Raw genomic sequence first — 23,632 nt, forward strand, 5'->3', positions numbered from 1 at the left:
GGAGCCACGGCGCCCGCGGATGATGGCAGATGGCGATAGGGCGGGGCTATCACCGCACATCCGGACACCGGTCGTACGTACCAACTGATGGGGGTCCGTAGGGGTTTGGGAGGCTGGTGTGAGCACGTCAGCCGTTCTACTCTCACGCCCATGGAGCTCGAGGTCAGGCATCTCCGCGCACTCTGTGCCATCGCCGACACCGGAAGCCTGCACAAGGCCGCCCGCCAACTCGGCATGAGCCAGCCCTCCCTGACCACCCAGCTGCGCCGCATCGAGCACGCCGTCGGCGGCCAGCTGTTCGCCCGCGAACGCACCGGCTGCCGCCCCACCCCCCTCGGCCGCGTCGTCCTGAGCCGCGCCCGCCCCCTGGTCGTGGAGATGCGCGCCCTGGTCACCGAGGCCAGGGCCACGGCGGCGCGCGCCGACGACGGCACCCCGCGGCTGCGCATCGGCTCCACCGCGAGCCGCGCCATACCGGGCTGGCTGCGCCGCCTCCGGCACCGTATGCCCGGCACCGAGACCTCCCTCCAGATGGACGTCTCCGCGAACGCGCTCCTGCAAATGGTGGCCGCCGGGCAGCTTGACATCGCCTTCGTCCACGAGGTCGAGGGCTGCCCGCTGCGCCTGCCCGACGGGCTGCGCGAACGCGTCCTCGTCGACCGCGAGCCGCAGTTCGTCTCACTCGCCGCCGACCATCCCGCGGCCCGCGAGGACGTCGTCCACCTCACGGACCTCGCCGACGACCGCTGGATGGTGGACCCGACGGTCGACGGCGAATGGGACGGATTGCAAAGGGTGTTGCGGGAGGCCGGGCTCAACCCGCGCGTCCTGCACGGCGATTACCTCACCGCCGCGACCCTGGTGGCCACCGGCGAGGTCGTCACCGTCTGCCAGCCCACCTCGGTCGCGAGACCCGACATGGCGGTCAGACCCCTGGCCGGCGACCCGCTCGGCGTCCGCCTCCTGGTCGCCGCCCGTACGACGGCGGAGCTGGACGCGGTCTACGGCGAGCTGGAGGCCGCGTACTGGGAGGCCGCCGCGGAGTCCCCGGCGTACCAGGACTGGCTCCTCGGCGGCAGAGGTCGCGAGAGGCACGAGCACAGACACGAGCAGAGACGCGAGCAGAGAGGCACCGCCCCGGTGCCGGTTCCCGTGGCGATACCGGTCCCGATGCCGACCACAGCCCCGCTCCCCGCCCCCGCCGCCACCCCCGTCCCGCCCCCGGACCTAGGTCCCGCGGCATCTCAGGACCTTCGCCCCACCCCCCTCTAGACCCCACCTGACCTGCGATTTTTACCGTTTTACGGTTCCGCGTCACGGTATCCGGCCGGTTGTTACGTTTCCTACGGATGACGCACACATGGCGCCCGTAGCTTCATATCCGTCGCCACCGCAAAGGGGCACAAAGACGGACCGTACGCAAGCCAGCCACGAGGGAAGTCCACGCCATGCGCGCCACCCGACGCACCATCCGCACCGCCGCCATCGCCACCGGCGCGATCGCCGCGCTCGCCGTCCCCACCACCGCGGCGTTCGCGGACGCACCGTCCACCCCGCGGCCCCAGGTGGCCCCGGGCGACGAGAGCACCCCCGCGCCCAAGCCGGACGACGAGGCCACGCCGACCCCGAAGCCCGACGACGAGGTCACCCCGACACCGACGCCGGACGACAGGACGACGCCGGACGACAGGACCACGCCCGACGACACCACCGACCCCGACAAGCCGGTCCCCGGCGGCTGGGAGTCCAAGGGCACCGTCAGCCTGGGCGGCGGCTGGACCGCGGACGTCGACGTGAACGCCTCCGCCCGCAGCGCCGAGGCGCGGCTCTTCCTGAACGGCAAGGCCAAGGGCTCCCTGAAGGCGTACGTCAAGCCCGCGTCCACCAAGATCAACGGCTGTACGTTCACGCTCACCGCGGACGGCACGGTCACCAAGACCGGCAAGCCGACCCCGCCGAAGCCCAAGCCGCAGCCGTCGAAGAAGCGGACCTTCGTCCGTGAGTACAGGAACCTCGCCGAGTCCGGCTTCGACGCCAAGGTCTACAAGACCAAGGCGGGGTACGAGGCCGACATGATCGGCACGTCCCCGAGCAGCGGCAAGAAGATCGTCTGGGACACCCTCAAGCAGCGCGGCACCAAGGCGGCGTACGGGCAGCACAACGGCGCCCACTTCGTGCTCAACCCCGACGGCACCATGAAGGGCTGGGTCGAGGGCCGCACCGGCGGCAAGCCGAAGACGCACACCGGGGCCGCCGGGACCGGGAACTCGACCGGGAACTCGACCCGCGCCTCGGCGTCCGACCGGGCCGTCCCGCGGGGCGGCGTGAAGGCAGGCGCCGAGAACGCCTCCCCGGCCTCGCACGGCACCCCGCTGGTCGCCGCGGGCGGCGGCATGGCGGCGCTGGGCGCGGCGGGCCTGGGCTTCGCGATGTACCGCCGCAAGCAGCACGACCAATAGGACGCGGTACGTGCGTGGGGCGCCCCTCCCCCGAGGGGGGCGCCCCACACGTGCTCCTCGACGTCCTAGACGCCGATGTCGCCGCCGTCCTTGCGCCACACCGACACGACCGCCGGGCGGACGATCTTGCCGGGGCCGTCGGGCCAGACGCTCGCGGGCTTCTCGACGGACGCGCCGTCGACCTCGCCCGGGTGCTGCACGGCCACCAGGACGCGGCGCTCCTGGACGAGGGGGCCGCAGGTCTCCGCGCCCTTCGGCATGGTGAGGAACTGCTTCAGCTCACCGCGCCGGTGGCCCTTCGTGGCGACGCCGAACAGGCCGTCGTGGGAGCCGAGCTTGTTGCCGTCGGTGGAGATCCACAGGTTGCCGTGCGGGTCGAAGGCCACGTTGTCGGGGCAGGAGATGGGGCTGACCTTGTCCTTCGGGAAGCCGGCGAAGTAGGTGGCCGGGTCGTCGGGGTCGCCCGCGACGAGGAAGAGGTTCCAGCAGAAGCGGGTGGACTCCGGGCGGTTGCGGGACTCCGTCAGTTCGAGGACCTGGCCGTGCTTGTTGAGGTTGCGCGGGTTGGCCTCGTCGGCGCCGGCCTTGCCGGGCTTGCCGCGGTCGGTGTTGTTCGTCAGGGCGACGTACACCTTGCCGGACTGCGGGGAGGGCTCGATGTCCTCGGGGCGGTCCATCTTCGTGGCGCCGACCTTGTCACCGGCGAGGCGCGTGAAGACGTACACCTCGTCGGCGGTCATGCCCTCGACGTGGCTGACGGCCTTGCCGCCCGCGTACGCGGTGGCCAGCGGGATCCACGTGCCGCTGCCGTCGAACTCGCCGTCGGACGGCAGCTCGCCCGTGCCGTCGATCTCCTTCGCCGGGGAGTCACCGGTGAACTTGGCGACGTACAGCGTGCCCTCGTCGAGCAGCGTCAGGTTGTGCTCGCGGGCCCAGCGGGAGTTGCCCTTCGCCATCCGCTTGCTGCCGACGAACTTGTAGACGTAGTCGAAGCGCTCGTCGTCGCCCATGTAGACGACCGGGCGGCCGTCTCTGGTCAGACGGGGCTCGGCGCCCTCGTGCTTGAAGCGGCCGAGCGCGGTGCGCTTGCGCGGGACCGAGTCGGGGTCGTACGGGTCCAGCTCGACGACCCAGCCGAAGCGGTTGGGCTCGTTGGGCTCCTTGGTGAGGTCGAAGCGGTCGTCGAAACGCTCCCACTTGCGCTCGGACTCGCCGCCCGCGACGCCGTACCGCTTCAGGCGCGCGGCCTGCGTCGGGTCGGTGACCTTGTCGGCGTGCGCGAAGTACTGGTTGAAGTTCTCCTCGCCGTGCAGCGTCGTGCCCCACGGGGTGGTGCCGCCCGAGCAGTTGTTGAGCGTGCCGAGGACGGTGACGCCGCGCGGGTCGGCCTTCGTGCGGACCAGCTCGCTGCGGGCGGCGGGGCCGGTGAGGTGGAACTTGCTGGTGGTGGTGAGGCGCCGGTTGAGCTGGTGGCGCGGCACGGCGCGCAGGGCGCCGGTCCTGCGCTCGCCCTCGACCACGACCACGGACAGGCCGTGCGCGGCCCAGGCGATCTCGACCTGCTCGCGGGTGGGGTTCTTGGCGTCGTACCCCTTGAACATCAGGATCTCGTCCGTGTACTCGTGGTTCGCCACGAGGACCTGACGGCCGTGGTGCTCCCCGTGCTTCTCCCCGCGCAGCGGCAGCAGGCTCAGGAAGTCGTTGTTGTAACCGAACTGGCCCGCCTGGGCCTTCGCGGTCTGCTTGTCCGCGTCGAACGCGGGGGCGCCGCGCAGGATGGGCTCGCCCCAGCGGATCACGACGTTCTGGCCGTAGCCGGTGGGGACGGTGACCGTGTCGGCGGTGTTCGGGGCGACGGGGGTGAAGCGGAGGCCGCGGGCCGCCTTCTTGCCTCTGCGTTTCGCCTCGGCGGCCGCGGCTTCTCCGGCGGCTGCCTGGGCCTCCGCGGCACCGGGGCCGAGGGCGAGGCCACCGGCGGCGCTCGCCGCGACCGTCACCACGGCCGCCGCGCGCATCATCGAACGGCGGCTCAGGGCGCCCGCTATGACGTCGCCCATGTACTCGTTTCCACTGGTGTTCGGCACCGGGTGGAAGCAGGCGTCGCCGCAGCGGAACCGGCACGTCATGGCCGAGCGGCCGCCGGAGCCGCCCGGGTGAGAGGTGATCAGGGGCAGCAGCTTGCGCACGGGGTCCTCCATGAGTGGCCGGTTGACGGCGCTCTGGCTTCTTTTTGCCGGTGATTCCGGCTGGAGGCTAGAGGCGGCGGCCAGCCCCTCGGAGGACTGCGGGTGAACGGCGGGTGAATCCGTGTCAGGTCCGGCCCGTCTGCTCCCCCCGAGCGGTGGCCGCTAACCTTACGTGTCCCTCATGGCCAGGGGCCGGCTGCGGGAACAAGTCATGCGAAGGGTTGCGCACATGGGCATTCTGGGACGTCTGCGAGCCGTCTTCCGACGGTCTTCTTCCTCTGCGGTGGCCGAGGGGGCCTCTACGGTGCCCGAGGACGCCTCGGCGTCGGCCTCTGCGGTACGCGAGGACGCCTCCACGTCGGCCTCTGCGGTACGCGAGGACGCCTCCACGTCGGCCCCGGCGGAGTCCGGGGAGGGCTCGGCCGCGCCCGCGGGGGCCTCCGGGGTGGGCTCTTCGGCGGCGGCTCCCTCGGGGGCGGGTACGCCGGAGGCCGCGCCTCGGTCGGCCGTCTCCAGGCGTTCGCCCGCGGAGGCGCTGGTGGCTGAGGCTTTCGACAACGTGACGGTGCGTGTCCCGGCCCGCCGATCCGCGGCGGACGACTCCCACCCGCCCACCCGTGACCCCGAGCATCAGGGTGACCCCACGGCAACCGCCCCGGACCCCACCGCAGCCGCCGAGGCCCCCACAGCCCCGGCGGCTCCCGAGGCCACCCCGGCCCTCGCGGAACCCGAAGCCCCGGCCGCTTCGGAAGCCACCGCCCCGACGGAGCCCGCTCCCCAGGCCGAGCCCATCACCCCGGAGCCCACCGTCCCGGCTGCCCGACAGGCCCCCGCCTCGTCCGAGCAGCCCACCACCTCGACGCAGCCGGAAACCTCTGCCCCGGCCCCGGTGGAGGCCACCCCGGCCAAGGCGGAGCCCGCCGCCCCGGCCGAGCCGGACCTCGCCGTCGAGCCCGAGGCCGAGCCCGAGCCCGCCCCGAAGCCCGAGGTCGCTCCGGCGCCCGAGCCCGAGCCCGCCCCGGCGCAGCCGGAAGCCGCCGGCCCGGCCCCGGTGGAGCCCGCCCCGGCCAAAGCCGGCCCCGCCCTCACCCCGGCCAGGGTGAAGGCGACCGCCCCCGCCCTCGCCACCGCGTACCGTGCCGCGGGCGCCGCCCTGCGCAAGCGTGAGCTGACCGGCACCCGGGCCCGCGTCTACCTCGTGCTCGACCGCTCCGGCTCCATGCGTCCGTACTACAAGGACGGCTCCGCCCAGAACCTCGCCGACCAGGCCCTGGCCCTCGCCGCCCACACGGACCCCGCCGCCACCGTCCACCTCGTCTTCTTCTCCACGGACATCGACGGCACCGCCGACCTCACCCTGCCCGCCCACGAGAACCGCGTGGACGAACTGCACGCCGCCGCTGGACGCATGGGCCGCACCAGCTACCACCGCGCCATCGAGGAGGTCGTCGCCCACTACGAGAAGTCGGACCACGTCGGCGAACCCGCCCTGGTGATCTTCCAGACCGACGGCGCCCCGGACACCAAGGGCCCCGCGACCCAGGCCCTGGCGGACGCCGCCCGCCATCCCCTGTTCTTCTCGTTCGTCGCGTTCGGCGACAAGGACGCCAAGGCCTTCGACTACCTCCGCAGGCTGAAGGCGGACAACGCCGCGCACTTCCTCACGGGCCCCGACCCGAGGGAACTGACCGACAAGGAGCTGTACGAGGGCGTGCTCGCGTCCTGGCGCCCGTAACACACAACCGTTCCAGTACCACCGAGTCCGTGGCATCAACTCCCCCTCTTACGTATCGTGTTGACGTTTTCCACGCGAGTAGAGCGAGGGCGAGGGGGAGCGCGGCATGACTGATGACGGACATCCCGGCAGCGGCGAGTGGCTCGACCTAGCCGACGCCCTCGACCTGCTCCGAGGGCAGATCGGCGAGGCCCAGCGCCGGGCCCGCACCGCCGACGTGCGGTTCGACGTCGAGGCGATCACCGTCGACTTCGAGGTCGAGCTGGGGCGTGCCCGCGAGGGCTCCGGCGGCCTGCGCTTCGGGGTCGTCCAGGGCGACGGGCGGCGGGAGAACACGCGCCGCGCCACCCAGCGGGTCAGCCTGACCCTCAAGCCCCGCACCGCCGCGCGCGGCGACGTGTCCATCGGTGATGCCGGCCCCTGACCCGGTACCGGCCGGGGGTCGGCCGAGGCGTCCCGGCAACACGTCCGCGGAGGTGGTGACTTGGAGCAGGACCGCGTCGTACGCGTCGTGACGCGCGGGCGGCCGCACCCGGACGGCGGCCGGTCCGGCCGCTTCCCCGAGACCGAGACCGACCCCGGCCCCGACCCCGCCGTCGTCTCCGGCACCGGCTACCTCATAGCCCCCCGCCTCGTCCTCACCGCCGCCCACCTCCTGCCGCCCGGCGGCGCCAAGCCGTCCGTCCTCCTGCCGGGCGGGGACAAGCCCTACGCCGCCGCGGTCCGCTGGCGCCGGGACGTGACCGCGGAGGGCGGTGTGCTCGACGCCGCGCTGGTGGAGATCCGGGACGCGCACTGGCAGCCGCCGGACTCCTTCCAGGACCGGGTGGGGCGCCGCCCGCAGCGCTGGGGGCGGCTCGTCACCCACAACCTGGGTCAGCCCGTCTGCTGTCACGGGTTTCCCCGGATGCAGCGCGAGGCGGCGGGCCTTCCCGGCGGCGGTGGTACCGCGGTCATGGAGCAGATCTCCGCTCGGATCAATCCGCTCACGGGGTATCCGGCCCGGCGCTACGAACTCGTCGGACCCGTCGGGGTGTTCGGGACCGGGCGCGACCTGGACTCGCCCTGGGCCGGGATGTCAGGCGCCGCCGTGTTCACCGCCGAGCCCACCGGCGTGGCGCACGAACTGCGGCCGGGCGACCTGCTGTTGGGGGTCGTACGGGCGGACCGGCAGGCCGGGTCCGGGGTGCGGCTGAGCGTGACCCGGGCGGAGGACCTGCTGGCGGACCATGTGTTCCGGGCGGTCGTGGAGGAGCACAGCGGGCTGCCGCCGGAGCTGGAGGCCGCCGAACTCGCGGGGCTGATCGCGCCCGTACGGGTGCTGCGGGAGCTGCGGTCGCCGCTGATGGTGCTGCGCGCGGACGTGGAGGCCGTGTCGTTCCGTGGGCGCGAGAAGGAGTTGCGGGAGCTGCGGAACTGGTGCGTGGAGTCCGACGCGGCGCACCAGGTCGGCACGCTGGTCGGCACGGGCGGGCAGGGCAAGTCGCGGCTCGCCAGGGAGCTGTCCGCGCGGCTGCGCGCCGACGGGTGGGTGGCGGGGCGGCTGCGGCACGAGGTGCTCTACGGCGACAGCGCCCGCCTGGAGCAGCGGTTGCGGCCGCTGATGGACGTACGCCATCCGACGCTGGTCGTCGTCGACTACGCGGAGACCCGGCCGGACCTGGTGCGCGCGCTCGCCGCGCTGGCCGACGACGCCAGGGACCGGTTCCGGATCCTGCTGCTGGCCCGGTCCATGGGGACGTGGCTGACCTCGGCCCTCGGCCGTCCCGGGCGCAGGCCGGGTGCGGCGGCGGGGCTCGGGGCGGCCGGGAGCGGGCCCGGGGTCCTCGGTGTGCGCGGGGTGCCGGACTTCAGCCTGCGGCCGCTGTACACGACGCAGGGCCCGGCCGCGGAGGCGTTCCGGCTCGCGGTCGCCGATCTGGCGCGGGTGCTGCGGCTCGTACCGGGATACGGCGAGGTGAACTGGCCGTCGATCGCCGCCGAGGTGCAGCCGCCGGTCCTCCAGGACGGGCACGAGAGCCCACTGTCGCTGCACATGCGGGCGCTGGAGGCGCTGCTGCGCAAGGGGCTTCCCGGGAGCGGGGAGCCGGGGGCGCCCGAGCACGGGCTCCTTGAGCAGGCCCTGTTGGAGCAGGAGGCGGGGTACTGGGCCAGCGCCGCCGTCTCCGCCGGGCTCGGGGACGCCAACGGCACCGGCCCGCTGCTGCGCCGTGCCGTCGCCGCCGCCACCCTGTGCGGCGCCGCGGGCCGCGACGAGGCGCGCGCGACCCTGGCGCGGCTGCCGCACGCGGGCCCCGTGCCGGTGGACGAACTGGACGAGTGGCTGCGCCGCCTCTACCCCGCGGCGCAGGACCGGCACTGGGGCGGCCTGCACCCGGACCGGGTCGCCGAGTACCAGGCGTCCCAGGAGGTCGCCGACGACCCGGAGCTGCTGATCGCGCTGCTCACCGGGGCGTCCGACGAGCAGTGGACGACGGCCTTCACCGTGCTGACCCGGTCGGTGATCACGCACACCAACGAGGGGCGCCCCGAGCGAGCGCGCACCGTGCTCGGCCTGCTCGGCCGCGCCCTGGACGAGGTGCCGGTGAGCACGGCGGCGCTGCGGGCGTGCCTGGACACGCTGCCGCGCCAGTCCCATGTCCTCACGCGGTTCGCGGTGCGCGTCGCCGAGCAGCTGGTGGGGAGCTACGCGAGCGCCCCCGGGACCGGCACCGCGGGCGGCCCCGGCGGCCCCAGTGACGTCGAACGCGCCCGCGACCAGCACCACTTGGCGCGCTGCCTCGGTGAACTCGCCCGCTGGGAGGAGGCCCTGCAGGCCGCGCAGAGCGCCCTCGGCCTGCGGCGGCGGCTCACGGAGGCGGACCCCCGTACGCACGAGGCGGACCTCGCGGCCACGTACGACCTGTGCGCCTGGTGCCTGGCCGGGATCGAGGAGCTGGAGCGGGCGCACCAGCTCATCGGGCGCGCCCTCGCCATCCAGCGGCGCCTGGACCGGGACCGGCCCGAGCGGTACCGCAGCGCTCTGGTCGAGTTCCTGCGCACGGCCGCCGCCATCGAGTGGCGGCGCGGCGACCGCGAGGGCTCCAACCGGCACAGCGACGAGGCCGCCGACCTCAGCCGCTGGCTGCAGAGCACCCAGCCCGGCGAGCACCTCAACCTGCTCATCGGCTCCCTGAACGGGCAGAGCATCGGCTACTGGAACGACGGCCGCTACACGGAGGCGACCCGCGTCACCGCCGAGTCCCTGCGCATCCTCGACGAGCAGGTCGCCGTCAACCGGGACGCGTACGCGCCGTTCCTCGCCGAGGCCCTCCTCTCCCAGGCCCTCAACTTCGACCAGGCGGGCCGCTACGAGGAGGCCGTCGACCTGGCGCGCCGCTCCGTCGACCTGCGCCGCTCCCTGGCCGCCGACCTGCCCGACCGGCACGGCTTCGCGCTCGGGGAGGCGCTGCACAACCTCGCGTGGATCGAGTACGACGCGGGGCGGCGGGAGTCGGCCGTCCGCTGGATGCGGGAGGCCGTCGAGGTGCGCGGGTCGCTCGACGCGCACACGCCGCGCTTCCGGCACGCCCGCGACCACAGCAGGTCCCTGCACGCGCTCGCCGACATGCTCGCCGAGCAGGACGCCGGCCTCGACGAGGCGGTGACCGCCCTGGAGCGGGCCCTGGACATCCGCCGCCACCCGGGCCCGCACGGCGTCAATCCGAACGTCGCCGTCGCCGACACCCTCATCGACCTCGGCCGCCTGCGGCGACGGCGCGGCCAGCTGCCCGCCGCGGACCGCGACGCCGAGCTGGCCGGGGCGGTGCGGGACCTCCAGGAGTGCGTGGCGCTGCGCCGCGACCTGGCCGCCGAGGACCCGGCGGAGCACCGGGGCGACCTGTGCGACGCCCTGCTCGCCCTCGCCGGCGTCTACGAACTCGCGGGCAAGGACGTCGCCCACCGGGTGCTGCTGCGCGAGGCCCTGCCCGTCGCGCGCGCCCTCGCCGCCGCCGACGAGGCCTGGCGGCCCGACCTGGCCGCGTGCCTGTCGGACCTGGCCTGGGAGTACGTGTGGACGCGGCGCGCCCCCGAGGGCCTGGACCTCCTGACGGAGGCCGTCGCGGTCCTGGACGCGCTGCCCGCCGGGCGCCGCGAGGCCCTGGCGGCCGCCCTCGGCAGCCATCTGGTGCGGCTGCGCATGGCCCAGACGGAGCTGGGGCTGCACACGGCGGCGGCGGGCACGGCGGAGCGGATCGTGGCGGAGCTGCGGAGCAGGGAGGCGCGGCGGCTCGCGGAGGAGCGGTCGGCCGCGGAGGAGTGGCGCCGGGCGGAGCAGCTGCGGCGGGCCGAAGGGACTCCCCCGGGCGCCCCCGACGTCCCCGAGCCCGTCCCGGGCCACTCCCTCGCCCCGTCCCTCGGCGCGGCGCTGGTCGCGCTCGGCCTCGCGTACGCCCGCACCGGCCGGCACGCCGACGCCCTCCGGCAGGCCGCGGACGGCATGGCGCTCGTCCGTGCGCACGCGGCCGGGGAGTCGACGGCCTGGCTGGCCGAGGCCCTGGGCACGCACGCCCGGACGTTCCTGGTGTGCGCCCGCGCCACCGGCCGCCGAGGCGCCGCCGAGGCCGCCCTCGCTCCGGCACGTGAGGCGGTGGACCTGCTGCGCCGGGCGTGGCTCACCGACCAGGAGACGCACGCGCTCGGCCTGCGGGACGCGGTGCTCTGCCTCGCCGACGTCTACGCCCAGCTGGGCCGCGAGGACGAGGCCCGCTACGTACGGGGACACCTGGCGGCCCCGCCACGGCCCCGCGCCCCGGAGTCCCACACCTCACGAAACCGAATGTCCCGGACATCCCAGACAGGAGTCACCGCCCCATGACCACGGACCGGGCCCAGCTGATCGACGAGGAGCAGCGCGCGCCGCTGGCGTTCAGCAGTCTGCCGAAGTTCGTCTCCGACTACCTCGCGCTGATCATCCAGCGCCGCACGGACGACGGCAGTCACCTCTGGTGTCCGTCCTGGTGGGCGCACCCGGAGGCGATCGCCAGGCTCGCCGCGCTGTGGCGCGCCTTCGAGTACCTGCGGTCCGATCCGGCGCTCGGCCTGTCCAACTGGTGGCTGCACCACGCCGACCCCCACCTCGCGGTGCTGCTCAGTCCGACCGGTCCTTTCCACGCCTGCGCGCAGGGGCACCGGGCGGGCGACGAGCGGCTGCCCCTGGACCGGATGCCCGCGGGCCTGATGGACGACCCGGTGTTCACGGTCCTGGTGGGCGACCCCTTCGCCATGTGAGTGGATCTTCATTGGGCCGTTAGGATTTCGACCATGGCGGCCACTGGATCCGAGAAGCAGGGGGCGAACGACGTGCAGTCGTACTACGTCTCGACTCCCATTTACTACGTCAACGACGCTCCTCACCTGGGCCACGCCTACACGACCGTCGCAGGCGACGTGCTCACGCGCTGGCACCGTCAGCGCGGCGAGAAGGTGTGGTACCTCACCGGCACGGACGAGCACGGTCAGAAGATCATGCGCACCGCCGAGGCGAACGGGGTCTCCCCGCAGGAGTGGTGCGACAAGCTCGTCGAGGAGGCCTGGCGGCCCCTCTGGGAGCACCTGAACATCGCCAACGACGACTTCATCCGTACGACGGAGAAGCGGCACACGGACCGGGTGCAGGAGTTCGTCCAGGATCTCTACGACAAGGGCGAGATCTACAAGGGCGGCTACGAGGGTCCGTACTGCGTCGGCTGTGAGGAGTACAAGCTCCCCGGCGAGCTCCTCGACGGCGAGGGCGAGTACGCGGGCGAGAAGCTCTGCCCGATCCACAAGAAGCCGGTGGAGCTGCTCAGCGAGGAGAACTACTTCTTCAAGCTGAGCGAGTACACCGAGCGGCTCCTCGCGCACTACGAGGCGAACCCGGGCTTCATCCAGCCCGAGTCGGCGCGCAACGAGGTCGTGAACTTCGTCAAGCAGGGGCTTCAGGACCTTTCGATCTCCCGCTCGACCTTCGACTGGGGCGTCCCGGTCCCGTGGGACACCAAGCACGTCATCTACGTCTGGGTCGACGCGCTCCTGAACTACGCGACGGCCGTCGGGTACAACGAGAACCCGGCCAAGTTCGACGGCACCTTCCCCGCGAACGTGCACCTCGTCGGCAAGGACATCCTGCGCTTCCACGCGGTGATCTGGCCCGCGATGCTGATGGCGCAGGGCCTGCCGCTGCCCGGCAAGGTCGCCGCCAACGGCTGGCTGATGGTCGGCGGCGAGAAGATGTCCAAGTCGAACCTGACCGGCATCAAGCCGCAGGACCTGACGTCCCACTTCGGCGTGGACGCCTACCGCTGGTACTTCCTGCGGGCCATCGCCTTCGGCCAGGACGGCTCGTTCTCCTGGGAGGACTTCACCGCCCGCTACACCAGCGAGCTGGCCAACGACTACGGCAACCTCGCGTCCCGCGTCGCCGCCATGGTCGGCAAGTACTTCGGCGGCGCCCTGCCGGCCGACGAGGCGCCCGGCGCGGCCGAGCAGGCGGTCCGCGATGGCCTGGCCAAGGCGGTCGCGGAGGCCGACCGGAAGGTCGGCGACGACCTGGACTTCCAGGGCGGCATCCTCGCCGTCTTCGACTTCGTGAAGCAGGTCAACGGCTACATCACGGAGCAGGAGCCGTGGAAGGTCGCCAAGGACGACTCCCCGGAGGGCCGCGCCCGCCTGGCGACGATCCTCTACACGGCCGCCGAGTCCCTGCGCGCCGTCGCGGTGCTCCTGAACCCCGTCATGCCCGAGACCTCCCAGCAGCTCTGGGACTCCCTCGGCGCCGAGGCCCCGCTCGGCACGCTCGCCGACCAGCGGGTCCAGGACGCGGGCACGTGGGGGCAGCTCCCGGCCGGAGCCACGGTCACCAAGGGCGCGGTGCTGTTCCCGCGTCTGGAGGAGCCGAAGAAGGACGCGTGAGTCCTTCCCGTACGTGAGCGAGGGCCCCGGAACCCGGGTGGTTCCGGGGCCCTCGTTCATGTCCGGGGCGGGGGCCTGCGGTCGGCGGCGAGGCGGGCCGCACGCACGGCGCGGCGCAGGCGGGCACTCCGACCGCACTCGGCGCCTCCGGTGCACGCGGAGCAGTCGTCGAGGTGGCGCAGGTGGATGCGGTACAACTCGTCCGCGCGTGAGGTCGCGTGGTCGGTGGCGGTCATGACTCGGCCGCCTTCAGCGTGTCGGCGGTGGACAGCAGCGCGGCCAGGTGCGCGGGATCGCAGAGCTGTCCGCGGCGCTGTGGCTCCACGGCCCAGTAGGTGACCGGTGAGACCTGTCGGCCGAGCCGTGGGACGGCCAGGTGGATGCCGGTGCGGAGGCGGTCCTCAGGTCCCTCCCACTGCGCGTCGGGGGCGACGAGGACGTAGTACAGGCCGCTGCCGGTCCGGACGTCGCGGACGACGGGGCCGCCCAGCCAGTTACGCTCCGGGCCGGTCCATGTGCTGACGTCTCGCCCATGTCGACTCCCTTGTGGTCGGGCATGCCCCGGGGGCCGGTCGTACGGACACCAGGGCTCTGTCCAACTCATGGAATCGTATGGCTACACAGGGTGACAGGGATGGAGCGTCCTGGTTTCGCGACGTTAATCGACGATTCCCAGGAACTCCGCCAACGGCCGCAGGCCCACGGGGTGGTTGGGGAGTGACCAGAGGTCGCGCACGATGGCCACGGCCAACGTGTGATGCCGCATCCACGTGGGCGCCGCCCGGCGCAGAGACTCCAGGGTTCGCACCGCTCCGGCGGCGTCCCCCACATCCGTATGAGCCCTGGCCACGTCGAGCAGGAGCCACGTCCGCCACGACGGCGGCGTGTCCTTCGACAGCCGCATGCCCTCGGCCAGCTTCAACGCGTCCTCCGGGCGCCCGTACTGGACGGCGAGGCGGACTCGTTCGATGCGGACCGACGACGGGCTGAAGACGCTGACCATGCGGTTGTCTCCCCCCTCGGGCAGCTTCGAGACCCTGGCGGCCTCCTTCTCCGCCGTCGCCATCATGACCGCCGCCCGCTCGTAGTCACCACTGCGCGCGGCGGACGTGGCGGCGCTCATGGTCAGCGCGCCCCACACCTTCAGGCCGTCGGCGGTCCCGGTGCGGCCCGCTTCCGTCATGTCACCGGCGGCGCGCAGCGCGATGCCCAGCGCATCCTCCAGGCGCCCCTGCCTCTGGTAGGTCCACGCCATGGAGTTCACGATCATCGGCAGGAGCAGCGGGTCGGAGGACTGCCCCGCCGCTTCTGTCGCCCGCTCCAGGCTGATGAGGGCCAGATCGGTCTTGCCCATCCGCACGGCGACGTGCCCGGCGAGCTGAAGTACCTTGCCCAGGGCCGCGAACCCGGACCCGCGCCCCACGGAGTCGCCCGCCGCCGCGGCGGAGCGCGCATCCGCGATCAGATCCGGCAGCGCCTTCATCACCGTGTCGAACTCGGCGGCGTGGTACTGCGTCCAGCCGTCCGCGATCTGCTCGCGCAGCCTCGCCGACGAGAAACCGGGCCCCGGCGGCTCCGGCTCCGGCCCCCAGAGCGCGGGCATGATGGCACGACGCACCGCCACGAAACGCGGTCCGTCGTTCTCGCCCGTTGAGGCGACCGCAGGCGGGTCCCCCAGCAGCGTGGTCAGCTCCACGCCGAGGCCGTTCGCCAGCGCGTGCAGCGTGGGCAGGCGAGCCGAGTGCTTCCGGCCTTGTTCGAGCTGGCGGATCACGTCGACTGATACGTTCGAACGTTCCGCCAGTTCTTCCTGCTTCAGCGAAGCCAGGCGGCGCAGGCGGCGGAGAGTTCGGCCCAGCTCTTCGGTTGCCACGCTGACACCGTACGCCGCCCAGGCTGCGAGGGAGGACCAACGTGAAGACCAACTCCGGACTTGACCTGCGGCACTGCGGCCACGCGCACGCGACGGCGATCCGTGAACTTCTCCTGGACGTCCACGACGAGGTGTACGAAGGCACGGACGACCCGCTCGCCCCGAGGGAGGCCTTCGCCAGGTTCGTCGACAGTTGGAGCGGCAAGGAGGACTTCGCGTGCGTCGTCGCCTACGACCGGGAGCAGCCCGTCGGCTATGCGTACGGCGCCCCGCTCACTCCTGTCACGACGTGGTGGAAGCGGGTCGTGCCTTCCCTGTCTGCGGAGTTCACGGCGGAGACGGGTGCGCGGACCTTCGCCCTGTCGGAACTGATGGTGCGTGCGCCGTGGCGCGGTACGGGTGCCTCGCGGCTGATCCACGACGAGTTGCTGCGTGCGCGCATCGAGAACCGGGTGACCCTGCTCGTGCACGTGGATCACGTGAAGGTGCGCGCCCTGTACGAGAGTTGGGGATACGAGGCCGTGGGTGAGGTGGTCCCGACGTTCCTGGGGGCGCCCACCCTCTGCGCGATGGTGCTGGCCCGCTGACCTGGCCCAGGGCGCTCCTCGGACGGGACGGCGCGGGCCGGAAAGCTCGCGCGCGGGTGCTCAGGCGTACGACCCCACCAGTCGCGCCAACTGCCGCCCCGCCGCCCGCAAGGGCTCCTCGCTGCGGGCGACCTGGGCCGTGACCTCGGCGCCCTCCAGGGCGCTGATGACGGTCGTCGCGACCTCGCGGGCGTCCTCGTGGGCGAAGCCGGAGGCGAGGAGCTTCTCCTCCACGATCCGCTCCCAGCCGAGCAGCGCCTCCGCGCACACCCGCTGGATCTCGGAGTCCGAGCCGAGGGTCTCCAGGGCGGCGGCGGTGACGGGGCAGCCGTCGGTCCAGCCGGACTCCCGCAGGCCGACGGCCAGTTCGGCGGCGCAGGCCTCGACGGCGGCGCCGGGGTCGGCCTCGGCGGCCATGGCGGCGCGCAGCACCGCCGCGAACTCCTCGTCGCTGTACTTGATCGCGGCGACGGCGACGGCCGCCTTGCCGCCGGGGAAGAAGTGGTAGACGGAGCCGAGCGTGGCCTCCGCCTCGGTGGCGATCTGCTTGATGCCGGTGCCGACGTAGCCCTGGCGCTGGATGAGCCGCGCGGCGACGGTGACGATGCGCTCGCGGGTGCCGGGGCTCGCGGCGGCGCCCGCCCCCGCGCGGGCGGGCTTCCGGCCTGCGGCGGCGGGCTTCTGACTGACGGCGGCGGCCTTCTGACTCATGGCCCCCACTCTACCCACCCACTAAGTAGAGCGTTCGTTCTAGGCCTGTGCTACGTTTTCGGCGAGCGCTAAATAGAGCGCTCGTTTTAGTCGCTCCGCGTACACACAGGAGACATCCATGTCACGCTCGATCACCGTCATCGGACTCGGCCCCATGGGTCAGGCCATGGCTTCCGCGTATCTGGACCGGGGCTACGAGGTCACCGTCTGGAACCGCACCCCCTCCCGCGCCGACGCCCTCGTGGCGCGCGGCGCGAAGCTGGCGGAGACCGTCGAACAGGCCCTCACCGCCCATGAGTTGGTGATCCTCAGCCTGATCGACTACGACGCGATGCACACGGCCTTCAAGGGCGCGGAGCACGCCGTCGCGGGCCGGGTCCTGGTGAACCTCAGCTCGGACGTGCCGGAGAAGGCGCGCGCGGCGGCCCGCTGGGTGGAGGAGCTCGGCGGCACGCACCTCACGGGCGGGGTGCTGTCCCCGCCGCCGGGCATCGGCAGCCCGGACATGTCGACGTTCTACAGCGGCCCGCGCGAGGCGTACGAGAAGTTCCGCGCGGACCTGGAGGTCATCACCGGCAAGACGGACTACCGGGGCGACGACCCGGGCCTTGCCGCCCTCATGTACCAGCTGAACATGGTCATCTTCTGGCCCGCGATGCTCGCGTACTGGCAGGCCGTCGCGCTCGCCGACGCGCACGGCATCAGCGCGTCGGAGATCGCCCCGTACGCGACCGAGAACTACGCGGGCATGGGCCAGTTCATCGACTTCTACGCGCCCCGCATCGACGCCGGGAACCACGCGGGCGACGTGGACCGCATCTCGATGGGCGTCGCCAGCATGGAGCACGTCGTCCACACGAACGCCGACGCGGGTGTGGACACGGCTTTCCCGGAGGCGGTCCTCGCCGCGTTCCGCCGGGGCGCGGCGGCGGGCCACGGGGCGGACAGCTTCAGCAGGCTGGTGGAACTGATCCGGAAGGGGGCCTGACGGGCGGGCCGGACAGCCCTTACACCACGCAGAACTCGTTGCCCTCCGGGTCGGCCATCACCACGTGGTCGGGCCTGCCGTCGAGCTCGTGCTCACCGACGACCGACGCCCCGGCGGCGGTGAGCCGCGCCACCGCCGCCGTGACCAGCGGCCACCGCACCTCCCACGGCGTCTCACGGCCACCGCCCACCCGCAGGTCGAGGTGGACACGGTTCTTGACGACCTTGCCCTCGGGGACCTTGAGGAAGGAGATCGAGGGCCTCCGCCCGTCCGGATCGGCCAGATAGGCCCCCTCGTCCCACTCCTCCTCGGGCACGCCGTGCCGCTCCAGCCACTCCTCCCAACTGGCGAACCCGGCGGGCGGCGGCTTCTCGACGTAACCGAGGGCGAGGGCCCAGAACCGGGCGAGTTCGCCAGGGTGGGCACAGTCGAAGGTGAGGGTCCAAGGGGTGCTGGTCATGGGCCCGTTCCTACCACTCCGCTGTGACAGTCGCCCCGACCGGCGATCGCGCCCGTGCCCCTCACGGCACCCGAGGTGTGGTCGCGCCTGCTCACAGCTCCTTCGCCAGGCGACGGATGAAGTCCCGCGACCGCGCCGGATCGAGGGACGCCGACTTCGCCCTCCTGAAGAGGGCCCGGAAGAGGGCCAGTTGGGGCTCCGCGTCCAGGAAGGCGCCGCCGTGGGGCTCGTCTCGCTTGGCGGTGTCGAGCGGGGGGACGGGGCCGCCGAGGTAGAGGGCCGCCGCGTTGGCGCCGGCGAAGCCGTCGACGTCGAAGGGGATGACGCGGACCGTGACGTTGGGGCGCTCGGACTGGCGCAGGATGCGGAGCAGCTGGGCGCGGGCCACCTGACGGTCGGCCACGCGGGTGCGCAGGACGGACTCGTGCAGGACGGCCTCGTACGGCACCGCGCCGGGGCGTTCGAGGGCGACGCGCCGGCCCAGGCAGTGGGCGACCATCGGCTCCAGCTCGCCCGCGGGGATGTCGGGGGCGGGGTAGGCGAGGACGGCGCGGGCGTAGTCCTCGGTCTGGAGGATGCCGGGGACATGGGCGGTGGCGGTCACGTGCAGGAAGGTGGCGTGGTGCTCCAGCTCGGCGAGGTCGAGGAAGGCGGGCGGTAAGACGCCCCGGTACTCCTCCCACCAGCCACGGGTGCGGTCCTTCGCCATGCCCACCAGGCCCTCGACCAGGCCGGGGTCGGCGCAGGCGTAGTGGGCGGCGAGCCTGCGCACCCGCGCCTCGCTCACGCCCGCGATGCCCGCCTCCATCTGGCTCATCTGGGCCGACGTCGAACCGAGGAGCTCCGCCACCTCGCGGGCGGTCATCCCGGCGGCGTCCCGCAGCCTGCGCAGCTCCGTACCGAGGCGTACCTGCCGGGCGGTGGGCCGATTCCTCGGCGGCATGTGCGACCTACCCCTCAACGGTGTTCGCCCGAGGGCGTGTTGACGCCCCTCTTTCGGGGGCAGGTTACGCGAACGTGTTGCCGTGGCAGAAATTACTGCCCTACCTTCAGTGATGAAGCGAGCACCCACAGCTACCACCCCCGGGTCCGGAAGTGCACCGCGTCGCCCCGCCACAGCGGGCACCGGCAGGCCACCACCCCGAGAGAGTCGATCTCCCCCAACTCCTCATCGACCCAACGGAGTTACGCATGACCGAGAGCTGCGACCCCGGCGACGACTTCGACCATTTCCCCGCTTCCGCCCCCGCTCCCCGGCCCACCCGCGCCCCCTCCCCGGCCCTCTCCCGAGCCCCCTGGCAGTACACCCTCCACATCCCCAACGACCTCCGCGCCGTCACTGTCTGTCGTCATACGCTCGGCCTGATCCTTGCCGCCCACGGCCTGCGGCACCTCGCCGACTCCGCGGAGCTGGTCGCGACGGAGCTGGTGGCCAACGCCGTGACGCACACGAAGGGCCCCGCCGCGCTGCACCTGCACTGGTCCTGCGGCATCCTGCGCATCGAGGTCTGGGACGCCGACCCCACCCCGCCCGAGCCCCCGGCGCCCCCGGCCAGGGATCTGGTCCTGGCGGAGGCGGGGCGCGGCCTCGCCCTGGTCAGGGGCTGCGCGGACGGCTGGGGCTGGTATCACCTGGGCGACGCTCACCTGCCCGGCGGGGAAGGCAAGTTCGTCTGGTGCGAGCTGGCCGAGGCCGCGTGAGGGCGTGCCCCGAGCAGCGCCCACGCCACGCACGCCGCGCCCGCCAGGATCCCGAAGCCGACGAGCAGCGCGCCGGTGTAACCGTGCACCGAGGCCGCCGTCGGGGTCGCGTCACGGTGCTCGGCCAGATAGGCGCCCGTCGCGCTGGACGCGATCGTGTTGAGCAGGGCCGTGCCGAGTGCGGCTCCCAACTGCTGCGCGGCGTTGTACGCGGCCGACGCGGCGCCGATGTCGTGGCCCCGCATCCCGGCGGTCGCCAGGCTCGCCGTCGGCGGCAGGACGCAGCCGAGGCCGAGGCCGGTGAGGGTCAGCGCCGGGACCAGGTACAGCCAGAAGACGTGCCCGCTGTCCGCAGTGAGGCGGGTGAGCCAGAACATCCCCGCGGCCGCCGCGAGCAGGCCCGGGACGACCAGGGCCACCGGCCGCGCCCTGCCGTGCAGCTTGCCCGCGACGAACGTCGCCCCGACCAGGGCCGCGAGCGCGTTGACGATCAGCGTCAGGCCCGCCTCCACCGGCGAGTAGCCGAGCACCGTCTGCGTGTAGTAGCTCATGAAGAGGTAGCAGCCGAACATCGCGACGAACAGCAGCGTGACCGCGAGGAACGCGCCCGCCCGCGCCCGGTGCGCCAGGATCCGCGGCGGCAACAACGGCCGCGGCGCCCGCAGTTCCACGGCGACGAACGTCCCGAGGAGCACCGCGCCGACACCGAGCAGCGCCAGCACCCGCCCCGAGCCCCACCCGTGCGGCTCCGCCTCGCTGAACGCGTACACCACTGCCCCGAAGCCCCCGGCGCTCAGCAGCGCGCCCGGCACGTCGAGGCGGCCGCCGCCCGCCGGACGGTCCCTCGGCACGAACACCGCCCCGGCCACGGCGAGCAGCGCCAACGGCACGTTCACATACAGGCACCACCGCCAACTCGCGTACTCCGTGAGCAGTCCGCCCGCCACCAGGCCCACCGCCGAGCCCGCCGCGCCGACGGCCGCGAAGACGCCGAACGCCCGGCCCCGGGCACGCGGCTCCGTGAACGTGATCGTCAGGAGGGAGAGGCCGGCGGGCGCGAGCAGCGCCGCGAACACGCCTTGCAGCGCGCGGGCCCCGAACAGCATCCCCGGATCCGCCGCCGCCCCGCCCAGCGCCGACGCGGCGGCGAATCCGGCCAGGCCGACGACGAACGTACGGCGGTGTCCGAGCGCCCCACTGATCCGGCCACCGATGAGGAGCAGGCCGCCGAAGGCGAGGGCGTAGGCCGTGACGGCCCACTGGCGGCTCGCGTCCGACATGTCGAGGGCGCTCTGCGCGGACGGCAGCGCGATGTTCACGATCGTCCCGTCCAGGACGACCAGGAGCTGCGCGGCGCTCACCGCGAGCAGCGTCCACCGGTGTGTGCTTCGTTCGGAGTCGGAGGGGGGACCGTGCACCTGTTCCGTGTCTGCGGCAGTCATGGATTCAAGTGTTTCGTTGAAGGACTTCCGGAGACTTCGGACGGCCGGGAGCGGGGAAGGGCGGCCTCGTGGCGGCCGGGGAGCCGGGAAAGTCTCAAGCCGGGGTGCGGGCGAGGGGCGGAACGGGGCGGCTGCGGGGGGGGCGCGGGGCAGCCGTGGGGCGGAGCCCCGGGCCCTGGACGGGCGGTGCCCACGCGCTGGCTGGATATATACGCTCCAAGTGAGCTGTTGATCACTTCGTGACCGGTCTCACTTCGCCTTCACTCCGGCGCACGTAGGCTTCACAGTATGGCCACGAATCCCGCTTCCGAGAGTCGGCGAGCCTCGCGCACCGCCGACGAGGTGAACGAGGAGATCCGTGCGCTGTGGCTGCGCTGCGGCGGGCGGTTGAGCACCGAGCAGCGGCGCGAGTACCAACGCCTGGTGACGGAGTGGGCGACGGCGGAGGCGGAGAGTCACACCTCCGCGAGGCGCCACGGCTCACCGACCCGAGCGGCCTGACGGCTCGGGATCAGTCCGTCCCGCTCGGGATCAGTCCATCCCGCTCCGGATCAGTCCATCCCGCTCGGGATCAGTCCGTCCGCTCGGGCGCGGGACTGGCAGATGTCGTGGCCGATGAGGGAGAAGTCGTTGCCGGTCGGCCCGGCCTCGTTGGTCGACGGGGGCGTGAACTTCCCGGACAGCCAAGGGGCCCGCGACCGCGTCAGCGGTCCGGGCCCCTACTGCCGTATGCCGGAGGCTACTTGGCGTCCTGCTCACCCTTGCCGGAGGCAACCGGCTTGCGCAGGGCGATGTTCAGCTCCTTGAGGCGGGACTCCTCCAGCTCGGTGGGGGCGCCCATCATCAGGTCCTGGGCGTTGCCGTTGAGCGGGAAGGCGATCGTCTCGCGGATGTTCGGCTCGTCGGCGAGCAGCATCACGATGCGGTCGACGCCGGGGGCGATGCCGCCGTGCGGCGGGGCGCCGAGGCGGAAGGCGCGCAGCATGCCCGCGAACTCCTGCTCGACGGTCTCCGCCTCGTAGCCCGCGATCTCGAAGGCCTTCAGCATGACCTCGGGCTCGTGGTTGCGGATGGCGCCGGAGGACAGCTCGATGCCGTTGCAGACGATGTCGTACTGCCAGGCCAGGATGTCGAGCGGGTCCTTCTCCTCCAGGTCCTTCATGCCGCCCTGGGGCATGGAGAAGGGGTTGTGGGAGAAGTCGATGCGACCCGTCTCCTCGTCCTTCTCGTACATCGGGAAGTCGACGATCCAGCAGAACCGGAAGACGTTCTCCTCGAAGTGCCCGGCCCGCTTGGCGGCCTCGACGCGCACCGCGCTCATGATCTTGGAGACCTCGTCGAACTCGCCCGCGCCGAAGAAGACGGCGTGGCCGGGCGCCAGGGAGAGGCGCTTGGTGAGCTCCTCGACGTCGCCCTCGGTGAGGAACTTCGCGATCGGTCCTGTCAGCGAGCCGTCCTCGGCGACGCGCACCCAGGCCAGGCCCTTCGCGCCGTGCTCGACCGCGTACTCACCGAGGCCGTCGAAGAACTTGCGGGACTGCCCGGCGGTGTCCGGCACCGGCAGGGCGCGCACGTGCTTGCCCGCGAACGCCTTGAACTCGGAGTCGGCGAACACGTCCGTGATGTCGACGAGTTCGAGCTTGGCGCGCAGGTCCGGCTTGTCGTTGCCGTACTTCAGCATCGACTCGCGGAACGGGATGCGCGGGAAGGGCGACGTCACCTCGCGGCCGTTGCCGAACTCCGTGAAGAGCTCCGTCATCAGCTTCTCGATGGGCTGGAAGACGTCCTCCTGCTCGACGAAGGACATCTCCACGTCGAGCTGGTAGAACTCGCCCGGCGAGCGGTCCGCGCGGGCGTCCTCGTCGCGGAAGCAGGGCGCGATCTGGAAGTACCGGTCGAAGCCGGAGATCATCAGGAGCTGCTTGAACTGCTGCGGGGCCTGCGGCAGGGCGTAGAACTTGCCCGGGTTCAGGCGGGAGGGGACGACGAAGTCACGGGCGCCCTCGGGGGAGGTCGCGGTGAGGATCGGCGTCGCCATCTCGTTGAAGCCGAGGGCCACCATCTTCGAGCGGATCGAGGCGATCACGGCGGAGCGCAGCATGATGTTGCGGTGCATGCGCTCGCGGCGCAGGTCCAGGAAGCGGTACTCCAGGCGCCGCTCCTCGTTGACCCCGTCCTCCGCGTTGATCGTGAAGGGCAGCGGGGCGGCCGCGCCGAGCACCTCGACCTCGGCGGCCTCGATCTCGATCTCGCCGGTGGGCAGCTCCGGGTTCACGTTCTCGGCGCCGCGCGAGACGACCTTGCCGTCGACGCGGACGACCGTCTCCTTGGAGAGCTTGTCCAGCGTCTCGGCGGCGGCGGTGCCGGGGCGGGCGACCAGCTGCGTGATTCCGTAGTGATCGCGGAGGTCGATGAAGAGGATGCCGCCCAGGTCGCGCCGATTGTGCAGCCATCCGCTCAGCCGGACGTCGGTGCCGACGTCAGAGGCGCGGAGCTCACCGCACGTGTGCGACCTGTACCGATGCATCGTCGTTCATCCAGTCTTTCGGAATCGGGG

General features: G+C 72.6%; 20 protein-coding genes. 11 read left to right on the plus strand and 9 right to left on the minus strand.

What is annotated here, in order from left to right; translation table 11 throughout:
• Positions 1-150 precede the first annotated feature (150 nt).
• Both QUY26_RS18730 and QUY26_RS18735 read left to right on the plus strand, forming a co-directional pair.
• Positions 151-1,272, plus strand: coding sequence for a LysR family transcriptional regulator (locus QUY26_RS18730; protein ID WP_289948153.1), 1,122 nt, complete (start codon positions 151-153; stop codon positions 1,270-1,272).
• A gap of 176 nt (positions 1,273-1,448) precedes the next feature.
• Positions 1,449-2,459, plus strand: coding sequence for a hypothetical protein (locus QUY26_RS18735; RefSeq protein WP_289948155.1), 1,011 nt, complete (start codon positions 1,449-1,451; stop codon positions 2,457-2,459).
• Between the two features lie 65 nt (positions 2,460-2,524).
• On the opposite strand, the gene QUY26_RS18740 is transcribed toward QUY26_RS18735, so the two are convergent.
• Entirely contained in the window at positions 2,525-4,645 is a 2,121-nt protein-coding gene (locus tag QUY26_RS18740; RefSeq protein WP_289948157.1) for a PhoX family protein, read from the minus strand.
• Positions 4,646-5,183: 538 nt separating this feature from the next.
• On the opposite strand from QUY26_RS18740, the gene QUY26_RS18745 reads away from it, so the two are divergent.
• From QUY26_RS18745 to metG, 5 genes are all read left to right on the plus strand, one after another.
• The gene (locus tag QUY26_RS18745; protein ID WP_354670697.1) at positions 5,184-6,380 is read left to right on the plus strand and encodes a VWA domain-containing protein; all 1,197 of its coding nucleotides are present in this window, start codon (positions 5,184-5,186) and stop codon (positions 6,378-6,380) included.
• 106 nt (positions 6,381-6,486) lie between these two features.
• Entirely contained in the window at positions 6,487-6,804 is a 318-nt protein-coding gene (locus tag QUY26_RS18750; protein WP_289948160.1) for a trypco2 family protein, read from the plus strand.
• 60 nt (positions 6,805-6,864) lie between these two features.
• A complete protein-coding gene (locus QUY26_RS18755) occupies positions 6,865-11,238 on the plus strand; it encodes a tetratricopeptide repeat protein (protein ID WP_289948162.1) in 4,374 nt (1,457 codons plus the stop codon).
• On the plus strand, positions 11,235-11,651 hold the full coding sequence (locus QUY26_RS18760) for a DUF4913 domain-containing protein (protein ID WP_289948165.1): 417 nt from the start codon (positions 11,235-11,237) through the stop codon (positions 11,649-11,651). The genes QUY26_RS18755 and QUY26_RS18760 overlap by 4 nt, the downstream gene beginning before the upstream one ends.
• 33 nt (positions 11,652-11,684) lie before the next feature.
• Complete coding sequence (gene metG, locus QUY26_RS18765; RefSeq protein WP_289948167.1) at positions 11,685-13,313, plus strand: methionine--tRNA ligase; 1,629 nt, start codon at positions 11,685-11,687, stop codon at positions 13,311-13,313.
• A gap of 56 nt (positions 13,314-13,369) precedes the next feature.
• On the opposite strand, the gene QUY26_RS18770 is transcribed toward metG, so the two are convergent.
• Genes QUY26_RS18770 through QUY26_RS18780 form a run of 3 tightly spaced genes read right to left on the minus strand, consistent with a single transcriptional unit; the run spans position 13,370 to position 15,186 of the window.
• Positions 13,370-13,549, minus strand: a complete 180-nt coding sequence (locus QUY26_RS18770; protein ID WP_289948168.1) for a hypothetical protein — start codon at positions 13,547-13,549, stop codon at positions 13,370-13,372.
• A complete protein-coding gene (locus QUY26_RS18775) occupies positions 13,546-13,917 on the minus strand; it encodes a hypothetical protein (protein WP_289948170.1) in 372 nt (123 codons plus the stop codon). The genes QUY26_RS18770 and QUY26_RS18775 overlap by 4 nt, the downstream gene beginning before the upstream one ends.
• 54 nt (positions 13,918-13,971) lie before the next feature.
• Positions 13,972-15,186 carry a helix-turn-helix domain-containing protein gene (locus QUY26_RS18780; RefSeq protein ID WP_289948172.1) on the minus strand — a complete coding sequence of 405 codons (1,215 nt, stop codon included), beginning with the start codon at positions 15,184-15,186 and terminating at the stop codon, positions 13,972-13,974.
• 41 nt (positions 15,187-15,227) lie between these two features.
• Between QUY26_RS18780 and QUY26_RS18785 the strand changes: the two genes are divergently transcribed.
• A complete protein-coding gene (locus QUY26_RS18785; RefSeq protein WP_289948174.1) occupies positions 15,228-15,773 on the plus strand; it encodes a GNAT family N-acetyltransferase in 546 nt (181 codons plus the stop codon).
• Between the two features lie 60 nt (positions 15,774-15,833).
• Here the strand turns inward: QUY26_RS18785 and QUY26_RS18790 are convergent, their stop codons facing one another.
• Positions 15,834-16,484, minus strand: a complete 651-nt coding sequence (locus QUY26_RS18790; protein ID WP_289948177.1) for a TetR/AcrR family transcriptional regulator — start codon at positions 16,482-16,484, stop codon at positions 15,834-15,836.
• A 118-nt stretch (positions 16,485-16,602) separates the two neighbouring features.
• On the opposite strand from QUY26_RS18790, the gene QUY26_RS18795 reads away from it, so the two are divergent.
• On the plus strand, positions 16,603-17,472 hold the full coding sequence (locus QUY26_RS18795) for an NAD(P)-dependent oxidoreductase (protein ID WP_289948179.1): 870 nt from the start codon (positions 16,603-16,605) through the stop codon (positions 17,470-17,472).
• A gap of 19 nt (positions 17,473-17,491) precedes the next feature.
• On the opposite strand, the gene QUY26_RS18800 is transcribed toward QUY26_RS18795, so the two are convergent.
• On the minus strand, positions 17,492-17,932 hold the full coding sequence (locus QUY26_RS18800) for a VOC family protein (protein WP_289948181.1): 441 nt from the start codon (positions 17,930-17,932) through the stop codon (positions 17,492-17,494).
• Between the two features lie 91 nt (positions 17,933-18,023).
• Positions 18,024-18,875 carry a helix-turn-helix domain-containing protein gene (locus QUY26_RS18805; protein ID WP_289948183.1) on the minus strand — a complete coding sequence of 284 codons (852 nt, stop codon included), beginning with the start codon at positions 18,873-18,875 and terminating at the stop codon, positions 18,024-18,026.
• Positions 18,876-19,123: 248 nt separating this feature from the next.
• On the opposite strand from QUY26_RS18805, the gene QUY26_RS18810 reads away from it, so the two are divergent.
• Positions 19,124-19,633 carry an ATP-binding protein gene (locus tag QUY26_RS18810; protein ID WP_289948185.1) on the plus strand — a complete coding sequence of 170 codons (510 nt, stop codon included), beginning with the start codon at positions 19,124-19,126 and terminating at the stop codon, positions 19,631-19,633.
• Here the strand turns inward: QUY26_RS18810 and QUY26_RS18815 are convergent.
• Positions 19,576-21,075, minus strand: coding sequence for an MFS transporter (locus QUY26_RS18815; RefSeq protein ID WP_289948187.1), 1,500 nt, complete (start codon positions 21,073-21,075; stop codon positions 19,576-19,578). The genes QUY26_RS18810 and QUY26_RS18815 overlap by 58 nt on opposite strands.
• A 288-nt stretch (positions 21,076-21,363) precedes the next feature.
• On the opposite strand from QUY26_RS18815, the gene QUY26_RS18820 reads away from it, so the two are divergent.
• Entirely contained in the window at positions 21,364-21,576 is a 213-nt protein-coding gene (locus tag QUY26_RS18820; RefSeq protein WP_289948188.1) for a hypothetical protein, read from the plus strand.
• A 238-nt stretch (positions 21,577-21,814) separates the two neighbouring features.
• Here QUY26_RS18820 and aspS read toward each other — a convergent pair whose 3' ends face one another.
• Positions 21,815-23,602 (minus strand): aspartate--tRNA ligase, encoded by a 1,788-nt coding sequence (gene aspS / locus QUY26_RS18825; protein WP_289948192.1) that lies wholly within the window; start codon positions 23,600-23,602, stop codon positions 21,815-21,817.
• Between the last annotated feature and the right edge of the window lie 30 nt (positions 23,603-23,632).

The organism is Streptomyces flavofungini (genome assembly GCF_030388665.1).
Classification (GTDB): Bacteria; Actinomycetota; Actinomycetes; order Streptomycetales; family Streptomycetaceae; genus Streptomyces; species Streptomyces flavofungini_A.